Source organism: Streptomyces sp. NPDC059567 (assembly GCF_042735655.1).
In the GTDB taxonomy this organism is placed as follows: domain Bacteria; phylum Actinomycetota; class Actinomycetes; order Streptomycetales; family Streptomycetaceae; genus Streptomyces.
Genome location: NZ_JBHWBS010000042.1, coordinates 29,417 through 46,036 on the forward strand (window position 1 = coordinate 29,417; position 16,620 = coordinate 46,036).

Genomic DNA, 16,620 nt, shown 5'->3' on the forward strand with positions numbered 1-16,620 from the left:
ACCAGTGGGCGGTGCAGGTCACGGACCCGCGGAAGAGATGAGGACATGGGTACCCCTCGTGAAACATGGATAGTGGCACTCGCCGCTATCTGATAGCGCCACTATCTATGATGGGGGGATCGGCTGGCAAGGCCGGAGCAGGATCGGGAAGGTGAACGCAGAGTGCGCATCGGAGAGTTGAGCCGCAGGACCGGGGTGTCCGTGCCGACGATCAAGTACTACGTACGGGAAGGGCTGTTGCCGGCCGGGCAGTTGACGAGCCCGAATCAGGCTTCGTACGACGAGACGCACGAGCGGCGCCTTCGCCTGATCCGGGCGCTGCTGGACGTCGGGGGACTCTCGGTCGCGGCGATCCGCGAGGTGATCGCGGCGGTCGAAGATCCGGACCGCTCGGTGCACAAGCTGCTCGGCGCGGCGGCGGACCGCGTGGTGCCGCGCTACACCGAGGAGCCGGGGGAGGGTGTCGTCGATGCCCGGAAGGCGGTGGCGGAGCTGATCGCGCGGCGCGGCTGGCGCGTGCACGAGGGCAACCCGGCGGCGGACGCGCTCGCGGTGGCCCTGACGGCACTGGAAACGGTGGGGCACGCGGACTTCGTGGAGGTGCTCGACGCGTACGCGGATGCGGCGGAGCGGGTGGCGCGGGCGGACCTGGAGTACGTGGCGCGGAACGTGGAGCGGGAGGACCTGGTGGAGAGCGTGGTGGTGGGGACGGTGCTGGGGGACGCGGTGTTCGGGGCGCTGCGGAGGCTGGCGCATGTGGATGCGTCGGTGCGGGTCTTCGGGACCGGGGGGTGACCGCGGGCCTTGCGGGCGGGGGCGCGCCTCGGGGTGCCCGGCCCGGCCTTCGGGGTGCCCGCCTCATGCGGGTGCGGGGCCCCGGCCCCAGCGGCTAACGGCCCTTGCATGGGCGCCGCCCCCGTGGGTTGTGCCCACCCTCCCCCAGACTCCGTCCGGGGGCGCCCCCACCGCCCTGCGGGACGATTGCCCACAAGGGATCCCAGCGGGGCCGGCCCGCAACGGGTGCCAGCGGTGCCGGCCCACAACGGGCCCCAGCGGGGCCGGCCCGCAGCGCGTACCGCGGAGCCGGCCTCGCCGGTTAGTTCTCCTGTTCGCGTTCCACCTGGTCGTTCCATTCGCGCTTGATCGCGCGCCAGGCCTCGTCCGTCTTGCCCCGGCGCCAGTAGCCCGAGATCGACAGGCGCTCGCGGGGGACTTCGCGCTCCAGGCGGAGGTGGCGGCGGAGGTCCTTCACGAAGCCCGCCTCGCCGTGGACGAAGGCGTGGACGTCGCCCGCGGGGAAGTCCAGGCCCTTCACGGCCTCCAGCAGGGCCTCGCCCGTCGGGCGGTCGCCGCGGTGGAGCCACGTCACCTCGACGCCCGCGGCCGTCGCGAACTTCTGCTCCTCCGTCGCGTCCGCGACCTCCAGGAACGCATGCACCGTCGACCCCTCCGGCAGCCGCTCCAGGGCCACCGCGATCGCCGGAAGCGCGCTCTCGTCACCCACGAGCAGGTGCCAGTCCGCCGCCGGGTCCGGAGCGTAACCGCCGCCGGGCCCCAGGAGGCGCATCGTCTCGCCCGCCTGCGCCCGCGCCGCCCACGGCCCCGCCAGGCCCTCGTCGCCGTGGACCACGAAGTCGACGGTCAGCTCGCGGTGGACCGGGTCCCAGCTCCGTACCGTGTACGTCCGCGTGGTGGGCCACTGGTCGCGCGGGAACTCCTCGCGGATCCGCTCCATGTCGAACGGCTCCGGATAGCTCACGCCCTCCGGCGCGAACAGCAGCTTCACGTAGTGATCGGTGTGCTCGCCCAGCTCGAACGCGTCGAGGCCGCCCCCGCCGAGCACCACCCGCACCATGTGCGGCGTGATCCGCTCCGTGTGCAACACCCGTGCCTCGTGGGCCTTCGGTGCCTTGCGCGCCGGCTGCTCTGCCACGACGGTCTCCCCTGACTCTGCGACTTAGGTATGCCTAAGCTAGCATCCCGGTGATCCCGGGCCCATAGGGCATCAGCGCGCCAGCACCGGCAGCAGCCTGCCGACCGCCCCGCCCAGACCCCACCGCGCCACCAGCGCCGCCAGTGCCTCCGGGTCCCTCGGCTCGCCCGGCAGGGCCGGGTCGAAGTCCGGCAGCGGCACGTCGCCGGCCACCTCGACGACCTTCGGGGCCACGTCCAGATACGAGGCAGCCTCCACGATCCCGCGCCGCTTGGCCGGGGTCAGCTTCGACGTGCGGTCCACGGCCGCCGCACGGACGCCGGCCAGATCGCCGTACTCCGTGATCAGCTGCGCGGCGGTCTTCTCGCCGATGCCCTTCACCCCGGGCAGCCCGTCGCTGGCGTCACCGCGCAGCGCAGCGAAGTCGGCGTACTGGTCGGCCCGCACCCCGTACTTCGTACGGATCAGTTCGCCGTCGACCAGGTCGCAGTCGCCGACGCCCTTGCGCGGGTACAGCACCCGCACGCCGCGCTCGTCGTCCACCAGTTGGAAGAGGTCCCGGTCGCCCGTGACGATGTCCACCGGCCCCTTCGCCTGCCCGGCCAGCGTCCCGATGACGTCGTCCGCCTCGTAGCCCGCCACTCCGATCCGGGCGATGCCGAGGGCGTCCAGGACGGCCTCGATCACCGGCACCTGCGGGGCGAGCGTGTCGGGGACCTCCTCCTCGTCCGGCCCCGTCTCGGTCTCCACGGCGACCCGATGGGCCTTGTACGAGGGGATCAGGTCCACCCGCCACTGGGGCCGCCAGTCGGCGTCCATGCAGGCGACGAGGTCGTCGGGGTGGTGGTCCTGGACGAGCCGGGTGATGAAGTCGAGGAGGCCGCGCACGGCGTTGACCGGCGTGCCGTCGGGGGCCCGGACCGAGTCCGGCACACCGAAGTACGCGCGGAAGTAGAGAGAGGCGGTGTCGAGGAGCATCAGGCGTCGCGTCACACCTCGATCATGCCGCACCCCACCGACAGCGGCCCCGACCGACGGCGCGGCCCGGTTCCCGTGGCCTTCCGTGACCCCGGTCACCTTCGGGTTTGCCCCGTGGAACCCAGGGCAGGCGCGGGCCCGGAGCGGACCCGGTACGGGGATTCGGCAATGGATCGCCGTACGTCACGGGAGTCGCGGGCCGAAACCGCCCCGCTCCACGGCCGGGCTGCGGGGGTGGACGGCCGTTTTCGTTTCAACGCGTGAGGTATATGTGTCCAGGCTCCAGGCCGATCACCTGTACAAGGTGTTCGGCAGACGACCCGACGAAGCCGTCAAGCAACTCAGCGGAGGCGCCGACCGCGACGAACTCCGTGCCGAGGGTACGACCGCGGCCGTGATCGACGCGTCCTTCGTCGTCGAGCCCGGTCAGATCTTCGTCGTGATGGGTCTGTCGGGATCCGGCAAGTCCACCCTGCTGCGGATGCTCAACGGCCTGCTCGAGCCCACCGCGGGCCGCGTGCTCCACGACGGCAAGGACCTCACCGCGCTCAGCCCCCGCGATCTGCGCACGGTGCGGTCCACGAAGATCAGCATGGTCTTCCAGCACTTCGCCCTCTTCCCGCACCGCAGCGTCCTCGAGAACGCCGCGTACGGCCTGGAGGTCCAGGGCGTCCCGCGCGCCGAGCGCGAGACCCGCGCCACCGAGGCCCTGGAGATGTGCGGCCTCGCCGGCTGGGAGAAGTCCTGGCCGGACGAGCTCTCCGGCGGCATGCAGCAGCGTGTGGGCCTGGCTCGCGCGCTCGCCACCGACGCCGACCTGCTCCTCATGGACGAGTCGTTCAGCGCCCTCGACCCGCTGATCCGCCGCGACATGCAGGACCAGCTCCTCGAACTGCAGAAGCGCCTGAAGAAGACCATCGTCTTCATCACCCACGACCTCAACGAGGCCATGCGCCTCGGCGACCGCATCGCGGTGATGCGCGACGGCCGGATCGTCCAGCTCGGCAGCGCCGAGGACATCCTGGTCCGCCCCGCCAACGACTACGTCGCCTCCTTCATCCAGGACGTCGACCGCTCCCGCGTCCTCACGGCAGCCGCCGTGATGACCGAACCCGAGCACCCCCGGCCCGACGGCTGCGACTGCGAGACCGTCGGCCCCGACACCCTCGTCGCCGACCTGTGCGCCGTCAGCGCCCGCGTCCCGCACGCGGTGGCCGTCAAGGACACCGACGGCACCGTCCTCGGAGTCGTACCGCAGTCCCGTCTGATCGGCTTCATCGGAGACGAGCAGCGCCCGCCCGTTGCCTGCACCACCGGCGAGAAGGAGGTGGCCACCCATGCCTAGGCTCCCTCTCGGCCAGTGGGTCGACAGCTCCGTCGACTGGCTCCAGGCACAGCTCTCCTGGCTCTTCGACGCCATCACCGCGGTTGTCACCGGTCTCTACGACGGCATCGACGCGGTCCTCTCAGCACCCGAGCCCCTGCTCTTCGCGGGCATCCTCGCCGTCGTCGCCTGGTGGCTGCGCGGGCTGACCGCCGGTGTGCTCGCCTTCGCGGGCTTCGCGCTCGTCGACTCCATCGAGCTGTGGGACGACGCCATGTCGACCCTCTCGCTGGTGCTCGTGGCGACCCTCGTCACCCTGGTGATCGCGGTCCCGCTCGGCATCTGGGCGGCCCGCTCCAAGACCGTCAGCGCCGTGCTGCGCCCGGTCCTGGACTTCATGCAGACCATGCCCGCCATGGTCTACCTGATTCCCGGCATCATCTTCTTCGGCGTCGGCGTGGTTCCCGGCATCATCGCCACCATCGTCTTCGCCCTGCCGCCCGGCGTCAGGATGACCGAGCTCGGCATCCGCCAGGTCGACGGCGAGCTGGTCGAGGCGGCCGAGGCGTTCGGCACCACCCCGCGCAACACGCTGCTGCGCGTCCAGCTGCCGCTCGCCCTGCCCACGATCATGGCCGGAATCAACCAGGTCATCATGCTCGGCCTGTCCATGGTCGTCATCGCCGGCATGGTCGGCGGTGGCGGGCTCGGCGGCGCCGTCTACCGCGCCATCGGCAACGTCGACATCGGCCTCGGCTTCGAGGCTGGCATCTCCATCGTCATCCTCGCCATGTACCTGGACCGGATGACCGGCGCGCTGGGCCACCAGGTCTCGCCGCTCGGCCGCAGGGCCCTCGCCAAGGCGCGGGCCGCGAGCGCGGCGCGCGCCGGGGCGAAGCTCTGGAGTCACCGCCCGCAGCCCGTCACCGCCCTCGTCGGCGTCGTGATCCTCGCCCTCGTCGCGGGCGGCATGGGCTTCCTCGGCGGCGGCACCGCGTCGACGACCGCCGGCGGCAAGGACATCGGCCACGGCAAGAAGATCAACCTCGGCTACATCCCCTGGGACGAAGGCATCGCCTCCACCTTCCTCTGGAAGGAGCTGCTCGAACGGCGCGGCTACGAGGTCGACGCCAAGCAGCTGGAGGCCGGCGCGCTCTACACCGGTCTCGCCGGTGGGCAGATCGACTTCCAGACCGACTCCTGGCTGCCGGTCACCCACGCCCAGTACTGGGAGAAGTACCAGAACAAGCTGGAGGACCTCGGCTCCTGGTACGGCCCGACCTCCCTCGAGCTGTCCGTGCCGTCGTACATGAAGGGCATCGACTCCCTCGAGGACCTCAAGGGCAAGGGCGGCCAGTTCAAGGGCCGGATCATCGGCATCGAGCCGAGCGCCGGAATGATGGGCATCCTCAAGGACAAGGTCCTGAACGACTACGGCCTCAAGGGTGAGTACAAGGTCGTCGACGGCTCCACGCCCGGCATGCTCGCCGAGCTGAAGCGCGCCTACGACAAGAAGGAACCGGTCGTCGTCACGCTCTGGTCGCCGCACTGGGCCTACTCCAGCTACGACCTGAAGAAGCTCGAGGACCCCAAGGGCACCTGGGGCAAGGGCGACGGCGTCCACACCCTCGCGCGCAAGGGCTTCACCGCCGACAACCCCGAGGTCGGTTCCTGGCTGAAGAACTTCAAGCTGACCGAGAAGCAGCTCACGGATCTCGAAGCCACCATCCAGGAGACCGGCAAGGGCAAGGAGCAGGAGGCGGTCCGCGGCTGGCTGGAGAAGAACCCCGGCCTCGCGGAGAAGCTGGCTCCGCAGTAGGGCCGACGAGGGATTCCGACTCCTGTCCGCAAAGGGGTGGTCGCCGATGGTGGTGGGCGACCACCCCTTTTCGCCACGACGCGAAACCCTGCCCGAAAGCTGCGTAAGGTTCAGGTAACCGACCAGTACGCAGGCGCGAGGGAAAGAGGGAGGGAGCCGTCATGGACGAGAAGGAATCACTGCGCGTGGGCGCGGCCGTCAAGAGGCGCCGCAGGGCTCTCAAGCTCACCCTGGCCGTCGTCGCCTCGCGCAGCGGCCTGTCCGTGCCCTTCCTCAGCCAGATCGAGAACGAGCGGGCCCGCCCCAGCACGCGGTCCCTCCAGCTCGTCGCCGGAGCCCTGGAGACCACGGCCGCCGAGCTGCTCGCCGCGGCGGAGTCCGCCCGTACGGTCGATGTCGTACGCGCCGACGAGGAGGCCCGCCCCGACCTGCCCGAGGGGGTACGGTCTCTGGTCCGCGGCCGGCACCAGCTGCACGCGCTGGAGTTCACCGGCGAGCGGGACGCGGGACGCGAATTCCAGCACCGCAACGACGAGTTGCTGTTCGTCGCCGACGGCGCAGCCGAGGTCGAGGCCGAGGGCCGGGCGTACCGGCTCGAACGCGGGGACACGCTGTATCTCTCCGGAGGCGTACGGCACCGCTGGCGCGCCACGGAGTCCGGCACGCGCCTGCTCGTCGTGGCCGTCGCCGAGCACATCGAGGCCGACGACGCATGAGGGACGCCGCGTGAGCGCCCGGATCCGTGTCGTCTCCCTCGTCCCCTCGCTGACCGAGGCGGTCGCCGTCACCGCGCCGGGCCTGCTCGTCGGCGCCACCGACTGGTGCAGCCACCCGGAGGATCTCGACCTCGTACGGATCGGGGGCACGAAGAACCCCGACGTCGCGGCGATCACCGCCCTCCGGCCCGATCTGGTGATCGCCAACGAGGAGGAGAACCGAGCCCCCGACCTGGCCGCGCTGCGCGCCGCCGGGACCGAGGTCCTCGTCACCGAGGTGCGCACGCTCGACCAGGCGTTCCGCGAACTGGAGCGGACGCTCCGCGCCTGCGGCGTCCCCGACCGGCCCCGCTGGCTGGACGAGGCGGAGGAGGCGTGGACCGCCGTGGGCACGCCGGGCGAGCCGCTGACCGCCGTCGTACCGATCTGGCGCCGGCCCTGGATGGTCCTCGGCCGCGACACGTTCGCCGGCGACCTGCTGGCCCGCCTCGGCGTCCGGCAGCTGTACGCCGATCACGCCGAGCGCTATCCGCGCATCCCCCTCGACGAACTCCGGGACGCCGGCGCCGACCTGGTCGTCCTGCCCGACGAGCCGTACCGCTTCACGGCCGACGACGGCCCCGAGGCGTTCCCCGGGACCGCCGCCGCACTCGTCAGCGGGCGTCACCTCACCTGGTACGGGCCGTCACTGGCCGAGGCGCCACGGGTTCTCGGCCGGGAGCTGCGAGCAGCGCTCCGCTGAACAGCCCGCGCAGGGTGTGGAACCCGGCCACCAGCCAGGCCGCGACGAGGAACACGTACAGCGCGACGGCGAGCCAGCGGAAGGCGACCAGGCCCGTGTGGTGGGCGAGTCCCTCCGCGCCCGTCACACAGGTGCCGACCGGGAAGGTGAAGGCCCACCAGGTCATCGCGAACCCCATGCCCCGACGGCGGGCCCGCAGCACCAGCGCCCCTGCGAGCGCCAGCCACAGCAGGGCGAAGCCCATCACCGGCACGCCGTAGAGGACGGCGAAGGCGGCGAAGCCGTGGGCGTACGGGGCGGGCAGCACGCCGGGCGCGACATCGGCGAACTTGTTCGCGGCGGTGGTCGACTGGCCCAGCGGGCCGAGGACCAGGAACAGGGTGGGGGTGAGCGCGAGCGGCAGCGGGCCGCCGGTGACGAGCCGGCCGAAGACCAGCGGCAGCATCACCAGGGTGGCCAGCAGGCTGATGCCGAACATCGCGTAACAGGCGATCAGCAGCGTCTGCTGCGCCTGGCCGGCCGGCAGATGGGGCAGGAGCAGCGGGCCGAGTGCGGCGGAGACCATCGGGGCGACGACCGGGAGGAGCCACACCGGGGACGCGCTCTCGATCTTGTGGTGCACCACCATGAGGTACGGGATCGCGACCGCGGCGGCCAGGCCGATGGCCGAGCCGGCGGTGAACAGGACGGTGTCGATCGCGACGGCGGCGGGGAGCCCGATCCAGTCCTGGCCGACGATCAGGGCGCCGCCGCCGACCGCGAGAAGCGCCATCGACAGACAGCCGTAGAACGGTGCCACGGCCGGGTCCATCAGGTGCTCCCTGGCCCGGTCGCGGTGGTGGATCCAGTGCGCGGAGCGGGCGGCGAGCAGGGCGAGCAGCATCGCGAAGGAGAGCGCCCAGACGGCCGTGCAGGCGGTACGCAGACCTGGCACGTGCACCGGAAGGGCCGCTCCCGCGTTGGCGACGATGGCGGTGCCCATCACGGAGGCGTACCAGTTGGGGCCGAGGTGACGGACCGCGGCCGCGCGCACGCCGGGGGTGGTGGCGAGCGGGGCCGGACGGGAAGCTGCGAGGGTTGCCATGCCCTCACCCTCGCGCGGCCGCGCGGGCCCGACCAGGGATCTTGGCGCTATGACGTCATAAGCTGACTTTATGAGCAGCGAGCCTACCGAGACCGCACCCCTCTCCCACCGGGTCCCCGACCTCGGCGCGCTCGAACTGCTCCTGGCGGTCGCCCGGCACGGCAGCCTGGGGAGGGCCGCCCGCGAGGTGGGCATCACGCAGCCCGCGGCGAGCAGCCGGATCCGGTCGATGGAGCGGCAGCTCGGGGTCGCCCTGGTGGACCGTTCGCCGCGGGGCTCGCGCCTCACGGACGCGGGGGCGCTCGTGACCGACTGGGCGCGGCGGATCGTGGAGGCGGCGGAGGCGTTCGACGCGGGGGCGCAGGCCTTGCGGGGAAGGCGCGACTCGCGGCTGCGGGTGGCCGCGTCGATGACGATCGCCGAGTATCTGCTGCCGGGCTGGCTGATCGCGCTGCGCGCGGAGCGGCCGGACACGGCCGTGTCGCTGATGGCGGGGAACTCGGCGGCGGTCGCGGAGCGGCTGCTCGCGGACGAGGCGGACCTGGGGTTCGTGGAGGGGCTCTCCGTGCCCGACGGGCTGGACGGGGCGGTCGTCGCCCGCGACCGGCTCCTCGTGGTCGCCGCGCCGTCCCACGCGTGGGCACGCCGCCGTAGGCCGCTGGACCCGGGGGAGCTGGCCGCGACCCCGCTGATCCTGCGCGAGCGGGGTTCGGGGACCCGCCAGGTCCTCGACTCCGCGCTCTCCGCGCACGGCGGCCTCGCGCAGCCGCTGCTCGAACTCGCCTCCACCACGGCGGTGAAGGCGGCGGCGGTCAGCTCCGCGGGGCCCGCCGTGCTGAGCGAGCTCGCGGTCGCGGAGGAGCTGACCTCGCGCCGCCTGGTCGAGATCCCGGTCGAGGGCGTGCTGCTCCGCCGCGACCTCCGCGCGGTCTGGCCGACCGGCCACCGACCGACGGGGCCGGCGCGTGACCTGCTGTCGCTGACCAGGGCGAGGCCGTCGGCGACGTAGCGGGGCGGGGGCGGGGCGGCTCCGTTCGAAGCCGCGGGTGGGTTGTGGCCGGTCGCGCAGTTCCCCGCGCCCCTGGGTGGGGCAGTGCCGTGCTCAGCCCGCGGGTGGGTTGTGGCTCGTCGCGTAGTTCCCCGCGCCCCTGGGACGGGGCGGCGCCGTGGTTGAGCGTGCAGCCCCCTGAAGGGGTGCCGTCAGGTTGCTGTCGTCGCCAGGTCGCGGTGCGCGGGGCGGGGCCGGCCCGTCGCTGCCGCGATCAGGCCCTGCATCACCCGTAGGTCCTCGCCCATCTCCGGGTGCCACTGGACGCCCAGGGCCCACGCCGGGGCGGCCAGTTCGATCGCCTCGGTCGTGCCGTCCTCCGCGTACGCCGAGGCCGCCAGGCCCTCGCCCAGGCGGTCCACCGCCTGGTGGTGGTAGGTCGGCACCGAGGCCGGCTCGGGGACCAGGGAGGCGTACAGCGTTCCTGGGACCGGCTTCACCGCGTGGCGGCCGATCACGCCGACCGCCTCCACATGGCCGTCCAGGTGCTGGACCAGGGTGCCGCCGAGCGCCACGTTGAGCAGCTGCATGCCCCGGCAGATGCCGAGCAGCGGAGTGCCCGCGGCCAGCGCCGCCTCGACCAGGGCCAGCTCCCACGTGTCCCTGGCCCGGGCGGGCGGCCCGGTACGGGGATCGGGCTCCGCCCCGTACCGCACCGGCTCGACGTCCGCGCCGCCCGCGACCACCAGACCGTCGAGCCGGGCCACCACCGCGGCCGCGGCCGACGGCTCGTCCGGCGGGAGCATCGCCGCGTGGCCACCGCTCGCCTGGACCAGCCGTGGGTACTGCGCCGGCAGCAGGGCCGCGGGCATGTCCCACACCCCCCAGCGGGCCTGGTCCAGATAGGTCGTCACGCCGATGAGCGGCTTGGACACGGTGGAACTCCTCCGTCGGTACGTGGTGGTCAGTCGCGTTCGAGTTCGGCTTCGGCCGCCGCCAGCGCCGCGAACTCCTCCTCCGGCGCCTTGGCCACCAGATGCTTCCGACTGTAGAACGCGAAGTAGGCGAGGGCGATCACATAGACCCCCAGCGCGATGAACGCCGCGTCCTTGTCGACCAGGAAGGTCGCGACCAGCGCCGACAGGGCGAGGACGAACGCCACGGACGAGGTCACCACCCCGCCCGGCGTCCGGTACGGGCGGTGCAGCTCCGGCTCGCGGCGGCGCAGCACGATGTGGGAGAGCGCCATCAGGGCGTACGAGATGGTCGCGCCGAACACCGCGATGTTCAGCATCCGCGCGCCGTTCCCGGTTCCCGCGGCGAGCGCGAAGCCGATCGCGCCCGGGATGAGCAGCCCCAGGTACGGCGACTTGCGGCGGCTGGTGAGGGACAGGAACCGGGGCAGGTAGCCGGCCCTGGACAGGGCGAAGAGCTGACGCGAACCGGCGTAGATCAGCGAGAAGAACGAGGCCACGAGGCCGGCGAGGCCCGCGTAGTTCACGAACCGGCTGAGCAGCGTCGGGTCCCCGTCGCCCTGCAGCGCCACGACCAGCGGATTGCCCGCCTCCTGGATGGCGGCCGAGCCGCGCGCCCCGGTCGAGGCGAAGAAGGTCATCACGGCGAGCAGCACCAGGATGCCCATCGAGATCGCGAGCGCCTTCGGCATCGAGCGGACCGGGTCCTTGGCCTCCTCCGCGGCGAGCGGCACGCCCTCGACCCCGAGGAAGAACCACATGCCGAAGGGGAACGCGGCCCAGATCCCGAGCAGACCGTACGGCAGCCAGGAGTTGGAGCCGAGCGCGTCGGTGTCGACCGGGATGTCGTTCAGCCCGTCGACGTGGAAGTCGCTGAGCGCGCCCAGCGCGAAGATGACCAGGGCCGCGACCGCGATCGCCGTCACGATCAGACTGAAGCGCAGCGCCTCGCCCACGCCCCACAGATGGATCCCGATGAAGATCACGAAGCAGGCGAGATAGACGGGCCAGCCGGACTCCAGGCCGAACAGGCCGAGCGATTCGACGTAGTCGCCGATGAAGATGGAGATCGCGGCGGGAGCGAGGATGTACTCGATGAGGATCGCGGTGCCGGTGAGGAAGCCGCCCCAGGTGCCGAGCGCCCGGCGCGCGAAGCCGTAGCCGCCGCCCGCGGTGGGCAGGATCGCGGAGAGCTCGGCGAGCGCGAAGACGAGACAGGCGTACATCGCGCCCATCAGCACGGTGGCGACGGCGAGTCCGCCGAATCCGCCCTTGGACAGGCCGATGTTCCAGCCGGAGAAGTCGCCGGAGACGACGTAGGCCACGCCGAGTCCGGTGAGCAGCAGCCAGCCGGCGCTGCCGCGGCGCAGGGCCCGGCGTTCGAGGTAGTCGTCAGGTGCTGTCTTGTCCCCGGTGGTGTCTTCGAGCGTCATGGCAGCGTCAGCTCCCGCGTCGGGCCCAATGGAATGGGACCATACCTTTGCGCCGGGTCGGCTGGAACGCAACCCCCGTGCGTTACTTTCCGGTTACGTGAGCCCCCCTCGGGGCTCGGTTCGCCTCCGGGCGCCCCTCCGCGCGGGCGCATCTCGGCTCACTCGCCCGCTCACGTCAGGAAGCCCCGCAGCAGCGCCGCCGTGCCGCCGCAGTGTTCGCGCATGACCTCGCGGGCCGCGTCCGCGTCGCCGTCGAGGACGGCCTCCACCAGCGCGGTGTGCTGGTGCTGGGAGTGCTCCAGATTGCGTACGAGCAGGGGGATGCAGTCCAGGAGGTCGTTGACCGTCGCCCGGACGGCGGCGTACTGGGCGGTGAGCGTCGGGGAGCCCGAGAGTTCGGCCAGTGTGAGGTGGAGCAGCGTGTCCTGGCGTCGGTAGTCCGCCAGCGGCGCGTCGTGCGTGGCCGCCAGCGCCGCGCGGAGCCGCTCCGTGCCCTCGTCCGTCAGTCCGTGCGCCGCGCAGAGCCCCGCCGCGCCGACCTCCAGGACCTCGCGGAAGCGCAACGTGTCCTCGACGTCGATCGTGGCGATCCGGCGGCGCAGCTCGTCCTCGTCGGCCGTCTGCGGCCGGTGCAGCACGAACGTTCCGCCGTACCGCCCGCGCCGGCTCTCCACGAGCCCCTGCTCCTGGAGCACCTTCAGGACTTCCCGCAGGGTGACCCGGCTGATCCCCATCCGGTCGGCCAGCTCCCGCTCGGCGGGCAGCCGCTCGCCGCCGGGCACCAGGCCGAGCCGCACGACCTGGAGGATCTGCTCCAGCGCCTCCTCGAAACCGTTGCCCGCCCGCACCGGCCGCAGCACGGGCGTCAGCCGGTCCGGCATGTGCGCCGCGGCGTCCGTCGCCGCGTCCGTCTCCTCGCCGATCTTCGCCACGTTGCGGTTTCCCCTTCCCAAGCAATGGTCTTCGGCAATACCTTATGGCTTCCGGCTGGCCGAAGGAGGAGTAATCCCGTGGCAGACCGCAAAGCCCCGCTCTCCGTCGAGGAGCTCCGTGCCCTCGTCGCGAGCGGTGAGATCGACACAGTCGTCCTGGCCTTCCCCGACATGCAGGGACGGCTCCAGGGCAAGCGGTTCGCCGCACCGTTCTTCCTCGACGACGTCCTCGACCACGGCACCGAGGGCTGCAACTATCTCCTGGCCGTCGACACCGAGATGAACACGGTCGACGGATACGAGATGTCCTCCTGGGACCGCGGCTACGGCGACTTCGCCATGCACCCCGACCTCTCCACCCTGCGCCGCGTCCCGTGGAACGAGGGTACGGCGATGCTGATCGCCGACCTCGCCTGGAACGACGGCTCACCCGTCGTCGCCGCACCCCGCCAGATCCTCCGCCGCCAGCTGGAACGGCTCGCCGAACACGGCTACACCGCCCACGTCGGCACGGAGCTGGAGTTCATCGTCTTCAAGGACACCTACGAGCAGGCCTGGGACGCGAACTACCGGAACCTGACCCCCGTCAACCAGTACAACATCGACTACTCCGTCCTCGGCACCGGCCGCATCGAGCCCCTCCTGCGCCGGATCCGCAACGAGATGGCCGGCGCCGGGCTGACCGTCGAGTCGGCCAAGGGCGAGTGCAACCCCGGCCAGCACGAGATCGCCTTCAAGTACGACGAGGCCCTCGTCACCTGCGACCAGCACTCCGTCTACAAGACGGGCGCCAAGGAGATCGCCGCCCAGGAAGGCGTCTCGCTCACCTTCATGGCGAAGTACAACGAGCGTGAGGGCAACTCCTGCCACATCCACCTCTCGCTCCAGGACGCCGACGGCACGAACGTCATGGCCGGGGACGGACCCGGAGGGATGTCGGACGTCATGCGGCACTTCCTGGCCGGACAGCTCGCCGCCCTGCGCGACTTCTCCCTGCTCTACGCCCCCAACATCAACTCCTACAAGCGCTTCCAGCCCGGCTCCTTCGCCCCGACCGCCGTCGCCTGGGGCGTCGACAACCGGACCTGTTCCCTGCGCGTTGTCGGCCACGGCCGCTCGATGCGCTTCGAGAACCGTCTGCCGGGCGGAGACGTCAACCCGCACCTCGCCGTCGCCGGCCTGGTCGCCGCCGGTCTGTACGGCATCGAGCAGCGGCTCGAACTGCCCGCGGCCTGCGACGGGAACGCCTACACCGCCGAGTACGCCCACGTCCCCACCACCCTGCGCGAGGCCGCCGAACTCTGGGAGACCAGCCCGATCGCCAAGGCCGCCTTCGGAGACGAGGTCGTCGCGCACTATCGCAACATGGCCCGCGTCGAACTCGACGCGTACGACGCCGCGGTGACCGACTGGGAGCTGCGCCGCTCCTTCGAACGCATGTGAGGAAAGAGTTGCTCCAGGAACTCCAGGTACTCAACCCGGCGACCGAAGAGGTCGTCGCGACCGTCCCCGCCGCCACACCGGCCGACGTCGACGCCGCCGTCGCACGGGCGGCCGAAGCCCAGCGTGGCTGGGCCGCCGCCGCCCCGGCCGACCGGGCCCGGCTGCTGCGCCGCTTCGCCGGCGTCGTCGACACCCACATCGAGGAGCTCGCCCTCCTCGAAGTGCGCGAGGCCGGCCACACCCTCGGCAACGCCCGCTGGGAGGCGGGCAACGTCCGCGACCTGCTCGACTACGCGGCCGGGGGAGTGGAGCGGCTGAACGGCCGCCAGATCCCGGTCGCCGGCGGCCTCGACATCACGATCCTCGAACCCCTCGGCGTCGTCGGCGTGATCGCGCCCTGGAACTTCCCCATGCCGATCGCCGCCTGGGCCACCGCCCCGGCCCTCGCCGCCGGCAACGCGGTGATCCTCAAGCCGGCCGAGACCACCCCGCTCACCGCGCTGCGGCTCGCCGAGCTCGCCCTGCAGGCGGGCCTCCCCGCGGGCCTCTTCCAGGTCCTTCCGGGCGAGGGCGCCGTCGCGGGCAACGCGCTCGTCGAGCACCCCGGCATCGCCAAGATCGTCTTCACCGGCTCGACGCGGGTGGGGAAGAGCATCATGGCGAAGTGCGCCGACCAGGTGAAGCGCGTGACGCTCGAACTCGGCGGCAAGAGCCCCAACATCGTCTTCGCCGACGCCGACATCGAGGCCGCGGCGGCCGCGGCGCCGATGTCCTTCCTCGACAACAGCGGCCAGGACTGCTGCGCCCGCACCCGCATCCTCGTCCAGCGCTCCGTGTACGACCGCTTCCTGGAGCTGCTCACCCCCGCCGTCGAGGAGATCGTGGTCGGAGACCCGGCCGACGAGAAGACCCAGATGGGCCCGCTGATCTCCAAGGCCCAGCTGGAGCGCGTCCGCGCGTACGTCCCCGACTCCCTCCCCGGCATCCGGGGCAAGGTCCCCGAGGGCCCCGGCTTCTGGTTCCCGCCGACCGTCCTCACCGGCCTCGCCGAGGACGCGCCCTGCGCCGTCGAGGAGGTCTTCGGACCGGTCGCCGTCGTCCTGCCCTTCGAGGACGAGGCCGACGCCGTACGCCTCGCCAACGCCACCGAGTACGGCCTGTCCGGCTCGATCTGGACCCGTGACGTGGGCCGCGCCCTGCGCGTCTCGCGCGCCGTCCGGGCCGGCAACCTCTCCGTCAACTCCCATTCCAGCGTCCGCTACTGGACCCCGTTCGGCGGCTACCGGCAGTCCGGCCTCGGCCGGGAGCTCGGCCCCGACGCCCTCACCGCCTTCACCGAGACCAAGAACGTCTTCATCAGCACGGAAAGCACGGAGGCCTGAACCGCATGAGCACCGAAGAGATCGTCTGCCGCCGTCTGGTCGGCCGTACCGCCGTCATCACCGGGGCCGGCAGCGGCATCGGCCTCGCCACCGCCCGCCGCCTCGCCTCCGAGGGCGCGAACGTCGTCTGCGGCGACATCGACGAGACCGCGGGCAAGGCCGCCGCGGAGGAGGTCGGCGGGACGTTCGTGAAGGTGAACGTCACCGACCCCGAGGAGGTCGAGAACCTCTTCAAGGTCGCCTTCGACACCTACGGCTCCGTCGACATCGCCTTCAACAACGCGGGCATCTCCCCGCCCGACGACGACTCCATCCTCACCACCGGCCTGGAGGCATGGAAGCGCGTCCAGGACGTCAACCTGACCTCGGTCTACCTGTGCTGCAAGGCCGCCCTGCCCTACATGCAGCGACAGGGCCGCGGCTCGATCATCAACACCGCCTCTTTCGTCGCCATCATGGGCGCCGCCACCAGCCAGATCTCGTACACCGCCTCCAAGGGCGGCGTGCTCGCCATGTCCCGCGAACTGGGCGTCCAGTTCGCCCGCGAAGGCATCCGCGTCAACGCCCTCTGCCCCGGGCCGGTCAACACCCCGCTCCTCCAGGAGCTGTTCGCCAAGGACCCGGAGCGGGCCGCCCGCCGGCTCGTGCACATCCCCGTCGGCCGCTTCGCCGAGGCGGAGGAGATCGCCGCCGCCGTCGCCTTCCTCGCCAGCGACGACTCCTCCTTCATCAACGCCACCGACTTCCTCGTCGACGGCGGCATCTCGGGCGCGTACGTGACCCCGCGGGCTTCCCGGCGGACGCGGCCCCCCCCCCCGCGGCGGCGGGCGGCGGGGGGGGGCGCGCCGCGGGGCGGGGGCGCGCGCGCGCCC

14 protein-coding genes and 1 pseudogene are annotated in these 16,620 nt (G+C 72.0%); 9 read left to right on the forward strand and 6 right to left on the reverse strand.

Annotated features, from left to right (window positions below; genetic code table 11):
* Window positions 1–162 precede the first annotated feature (162 nt).
* Window positions 163–795, forward strand: a complete 633-nt coding sequence (locus ACFVZW_RS20000) for a MerR family transcriptional regulator (protein WP_384523015.1) — start codon at window positions 163–165, stop codon at window positions 793–795.
* 301 nt (window positions 796–1,096) lie between these two features.
* On the opposite strand, the gene ACFVZW_RS20005 is transcribed toward ACFVZW_RS20000, so the two are convergent.
* Window positions 1,097–1,933, reverse strand: coding sequence for a siderophore-interacting protein (locus ACFVZW_RS20005; protein ID WP_384523017.1), 837 nt, complete (start codon window positions 1,931–1,933; stop codon window positions 1,097–1,099).
* A 72-nt stretch (window positions 1,934–2,005) separates the two neighbouring features.
* Entirely contained in the window at window positions 2,006–2,911 is a 906-nt protein-coding gene (locus ACFVZW_RS20010) for a 5'-3' exonuclease H3TH domain-containing protein (RefSeq protein WP_384523064.1), read from the reverse strand.
* Window positions 2,912–3,182: 271 nt separating this feature from the next.
* Here ACFVZW_RS20010 and ACFVZW_RS20015 point away from each other — a divergent pair, with 271 nt between their 5' ends.
* The 4 genes from ACFVZW_RS20015 (at window position 3,183) to ACFVZW_RS20030 (ending at window position 7,512) form a co-directional block, all read left to right on the forward strand.
* Window positions 3,183–4,256: a glycine betaine/L-proline ABC transporter ATP-binding protein gene (locus tag ACFVZW_RS20015; RefSeq protein ID WP_384523019.1), complete on the forward strand. Its 1,074-nt coding sequence runs from the start codon at window positions 3,183–3,185 to the stop codon at window positions 4,254–4,256.
* The gene (locus tag ACFVZW_RS20020) at window positions 4,249–6,054 is read left to right on the forward strand and encodes an ABC transporter permease/substrate binding protein (RefSeq protein ID WP_384523021.1); all 1,806 of its coding nucleotides are present in this window, start codon (window positions 4,249–4,251) and stop codon (window positions 6,052–6,054) included. Before ACFVZW_RS20015 ends, ACFVZW_RS20020 begins: the two co-directional genes overlap by 8 nt.
* A gap of 161 nt (window positions 6,055–6,215) precedes the next feature.
* Complete coding sequence (locus ACFVZW_RS20025; RefSeq protein ID WP_384523023.1) at window positions 6,216–6,770, forward strand: helix-turn-helix domain-containing protein; 555 nt, start codon at window positions 6,216–6,218, stop codon at window positions 6,768–6,770.
* 10 nt (window positions 6,771–6,780) lie between these two features.
* Window positions 6,781–7,512 carry a helical backbone metal receptor gene (locus tag ACFVZW_RS20030; protein ID WP_384523025.1) on the forward strand — a complete coding sequence of 244 codons (732 nt, stop codon included), beginning with the start codon at window positions 6,781–6,783 and terminating at the stop codon, window positions 7,510–7,512.
* On the opposite strand, the gene ACFVZW_RS20035 is transcribed toward ACFVZW_RS20030, so the two are convergent.
* Window positions 7,439–8,596: a TDT family transporter gene (locus tag ACFVZW_RS20035; RefSeq protein WP_384523027.1), complete on the reverse strand. Its 1,158-nt coding sequence runs from the start codon at window positions 8,594–8,596 to the stop codon at window positions 7,439–7,441. The genes ACFVZW_RS20030 and ACFVZW_RS20035 overlap by 74 nt on opposite strands.
* 70 nt (window positions 8,597–8,666) lie before the next feature.
* Here ACFVZW_RS20035 and ACFVZW_RS20040 point away from each other — a divergent pair, with 70 nt between their 5' ends.
* Window positions 8,667–9,605, forward strand: a complete 939-nt coding sequence (locus ACFVZW_RS20040; protein WP_384523029.1) for a LysR family transcriptional regulator — start codon at window positions 8,667–8,669, stop codon at window positions 9,603–9,605.
* A 191-nt stretch (window positions 9,606–9,796) separates the two neighbouring features.
* Here the strand turns inward: ACFVZW_RS20040 and ACFVZW_RS20045 are convergent, their stop codons facing one another.
* The 3 genes from ACFVZW_RS20045 to ACFVZW_RS20055 form a co-directional block, all read right to left on the reverse strand.
* Window positions 9,797–10,519, reverse strand: coding sequence for a gamma-glutamyl-gamma-aminobutyrate hydrolase family protein (locus tag ACFVZW_RS20045; RefSeq protein ID WP_384523031.1), 723 nt, complete (start codon window positions 10,517–10,519; stop codon window positions 9,797–9,799).
* A 29-nt stretch (window positions 10,520–10,548) separates the two neighbouring features.
* Window positions 10,549–11,991, reverse strand: coding sequence for an ethanolamine permease (gene eat / locus ACFVZW_RS20050; RefSeq protein ID WP_384523033.1), 1,443 nt, complete (start codon window positions 11,989–11,991; stop codon window positions 10,549–10,551).
* 170 nt (window positions 11,992–12,161) lie between these two features.
* The gene (locus ACFVZW_RS20055) at window positions 12,162–12,872 is read right to left on the reverse strand and encodes a FadR/GntR family transcriptional regulator (protein ID WP_384523066.1); all 711 of its coding nucleotides are present in this window, start codon (window positions 12,870–12,872) and stop codon (window positions 12,162–12,164) included.
* A 129-nt stretch (window positions 12,873–13,001) separates the two neighbouring features.
* Here ACFVZW_RS20055 and ACFVZW_RS20060 point away from each other — a divergent pair, with 129 nt between their 5' ends.
* The 3 genes and pseudogenes from ACFVZW_RS20060 to ACFVZW_RS20070 form a co-directional block, all read left to right on the forward strand.
* Window positions 13,002–14,366 (forward strand): glutamine synthetase family protein, encoded by a 1,365-nt coding sequence (locus ACFVZW_RS20060; protein ID WP_383557575.1) that lies wholly within the window; start codon window positions 13,002–13,004, stop codon window positions 14,364–14,366.
* Between the two features lie 8 nt (window positions 14,367–14,374).
* A complete protein-coding gene (locus tag ACFVZW_RS20065) occupies window positions 14,375–15,748 on the forward strand; it encodes an aldehyde dehydrogenase family protein (RefSeq protein ID WP_384523035.1) in 1,374 nt (457 codons plus the stop codon).
* A 5-nt stretch (window positions 15,749–15,753) separates the two neighbouring features.
* Window positions 15,754–16,533, forward strand: a pseudogene (locus ACFVZW_RS20070) (3-oxoacyl-ACP reductase); the annotation flags it as partial.
* Window positions 16,534–16,620: the final 87 nt, after the last annotated feature.

Excerpts from the sequence above, each read along its gene's own strand:
- ACFVZW_RS20035 (WP_384523027.1), bottom strand. The coding sequence starts at position 8,596 with ATGGCAACCCTCGCAGCTTCCCGTCCGGCCCCGCTCGCCACCACCCCC.
- ACFVZW_RS20025 (WP_384523023.1), top strand. The coding sequence starts at position 6,216 with ATGGACGAGAAGGAATCACTGCGCGTGGGCGCGGCCGTCAAGAGGCGC.
- ACFVZW_RS20010 (WP_384523064.1), bottom strand. The coding sequence starts at position 2,911 with ATGCTCCTCGACACCGCCTCTCTCTACTTCCGCGCGTACTTCGGTGTG.
- ACFVZW_RS20055 (WP_384523066.1), bottom strand. The coding sequence starts at position 12,872 with ATGCCGGACCGGCTGACGCCCGTGCTGCGGCCGGTGCGGGCGGGCAAC.
- ACFVZW_RS20040 (WP_384523029.1), top strand. The coding sequence starts at position 8,667 with ATGAGCAGCGAGCCTACCGAGACCGCACCCCTCTCCCACCGGGTCCCC.
- eat (WP_384523033.1), bottom strand. The coding sequence starts at position 11,991 with ATGACGCTCGAAGACACCACCGGGGACAAGACAGCACCTGACGACTAC.
- ACFVZW_RS20020 (WP_384523021.1), top strand. The coding sequence starts at position 4,249 with ATGCCTAGGCTCCCTCTCGGCCAGTGGGTCGACAGCTCCGTCGACTGG.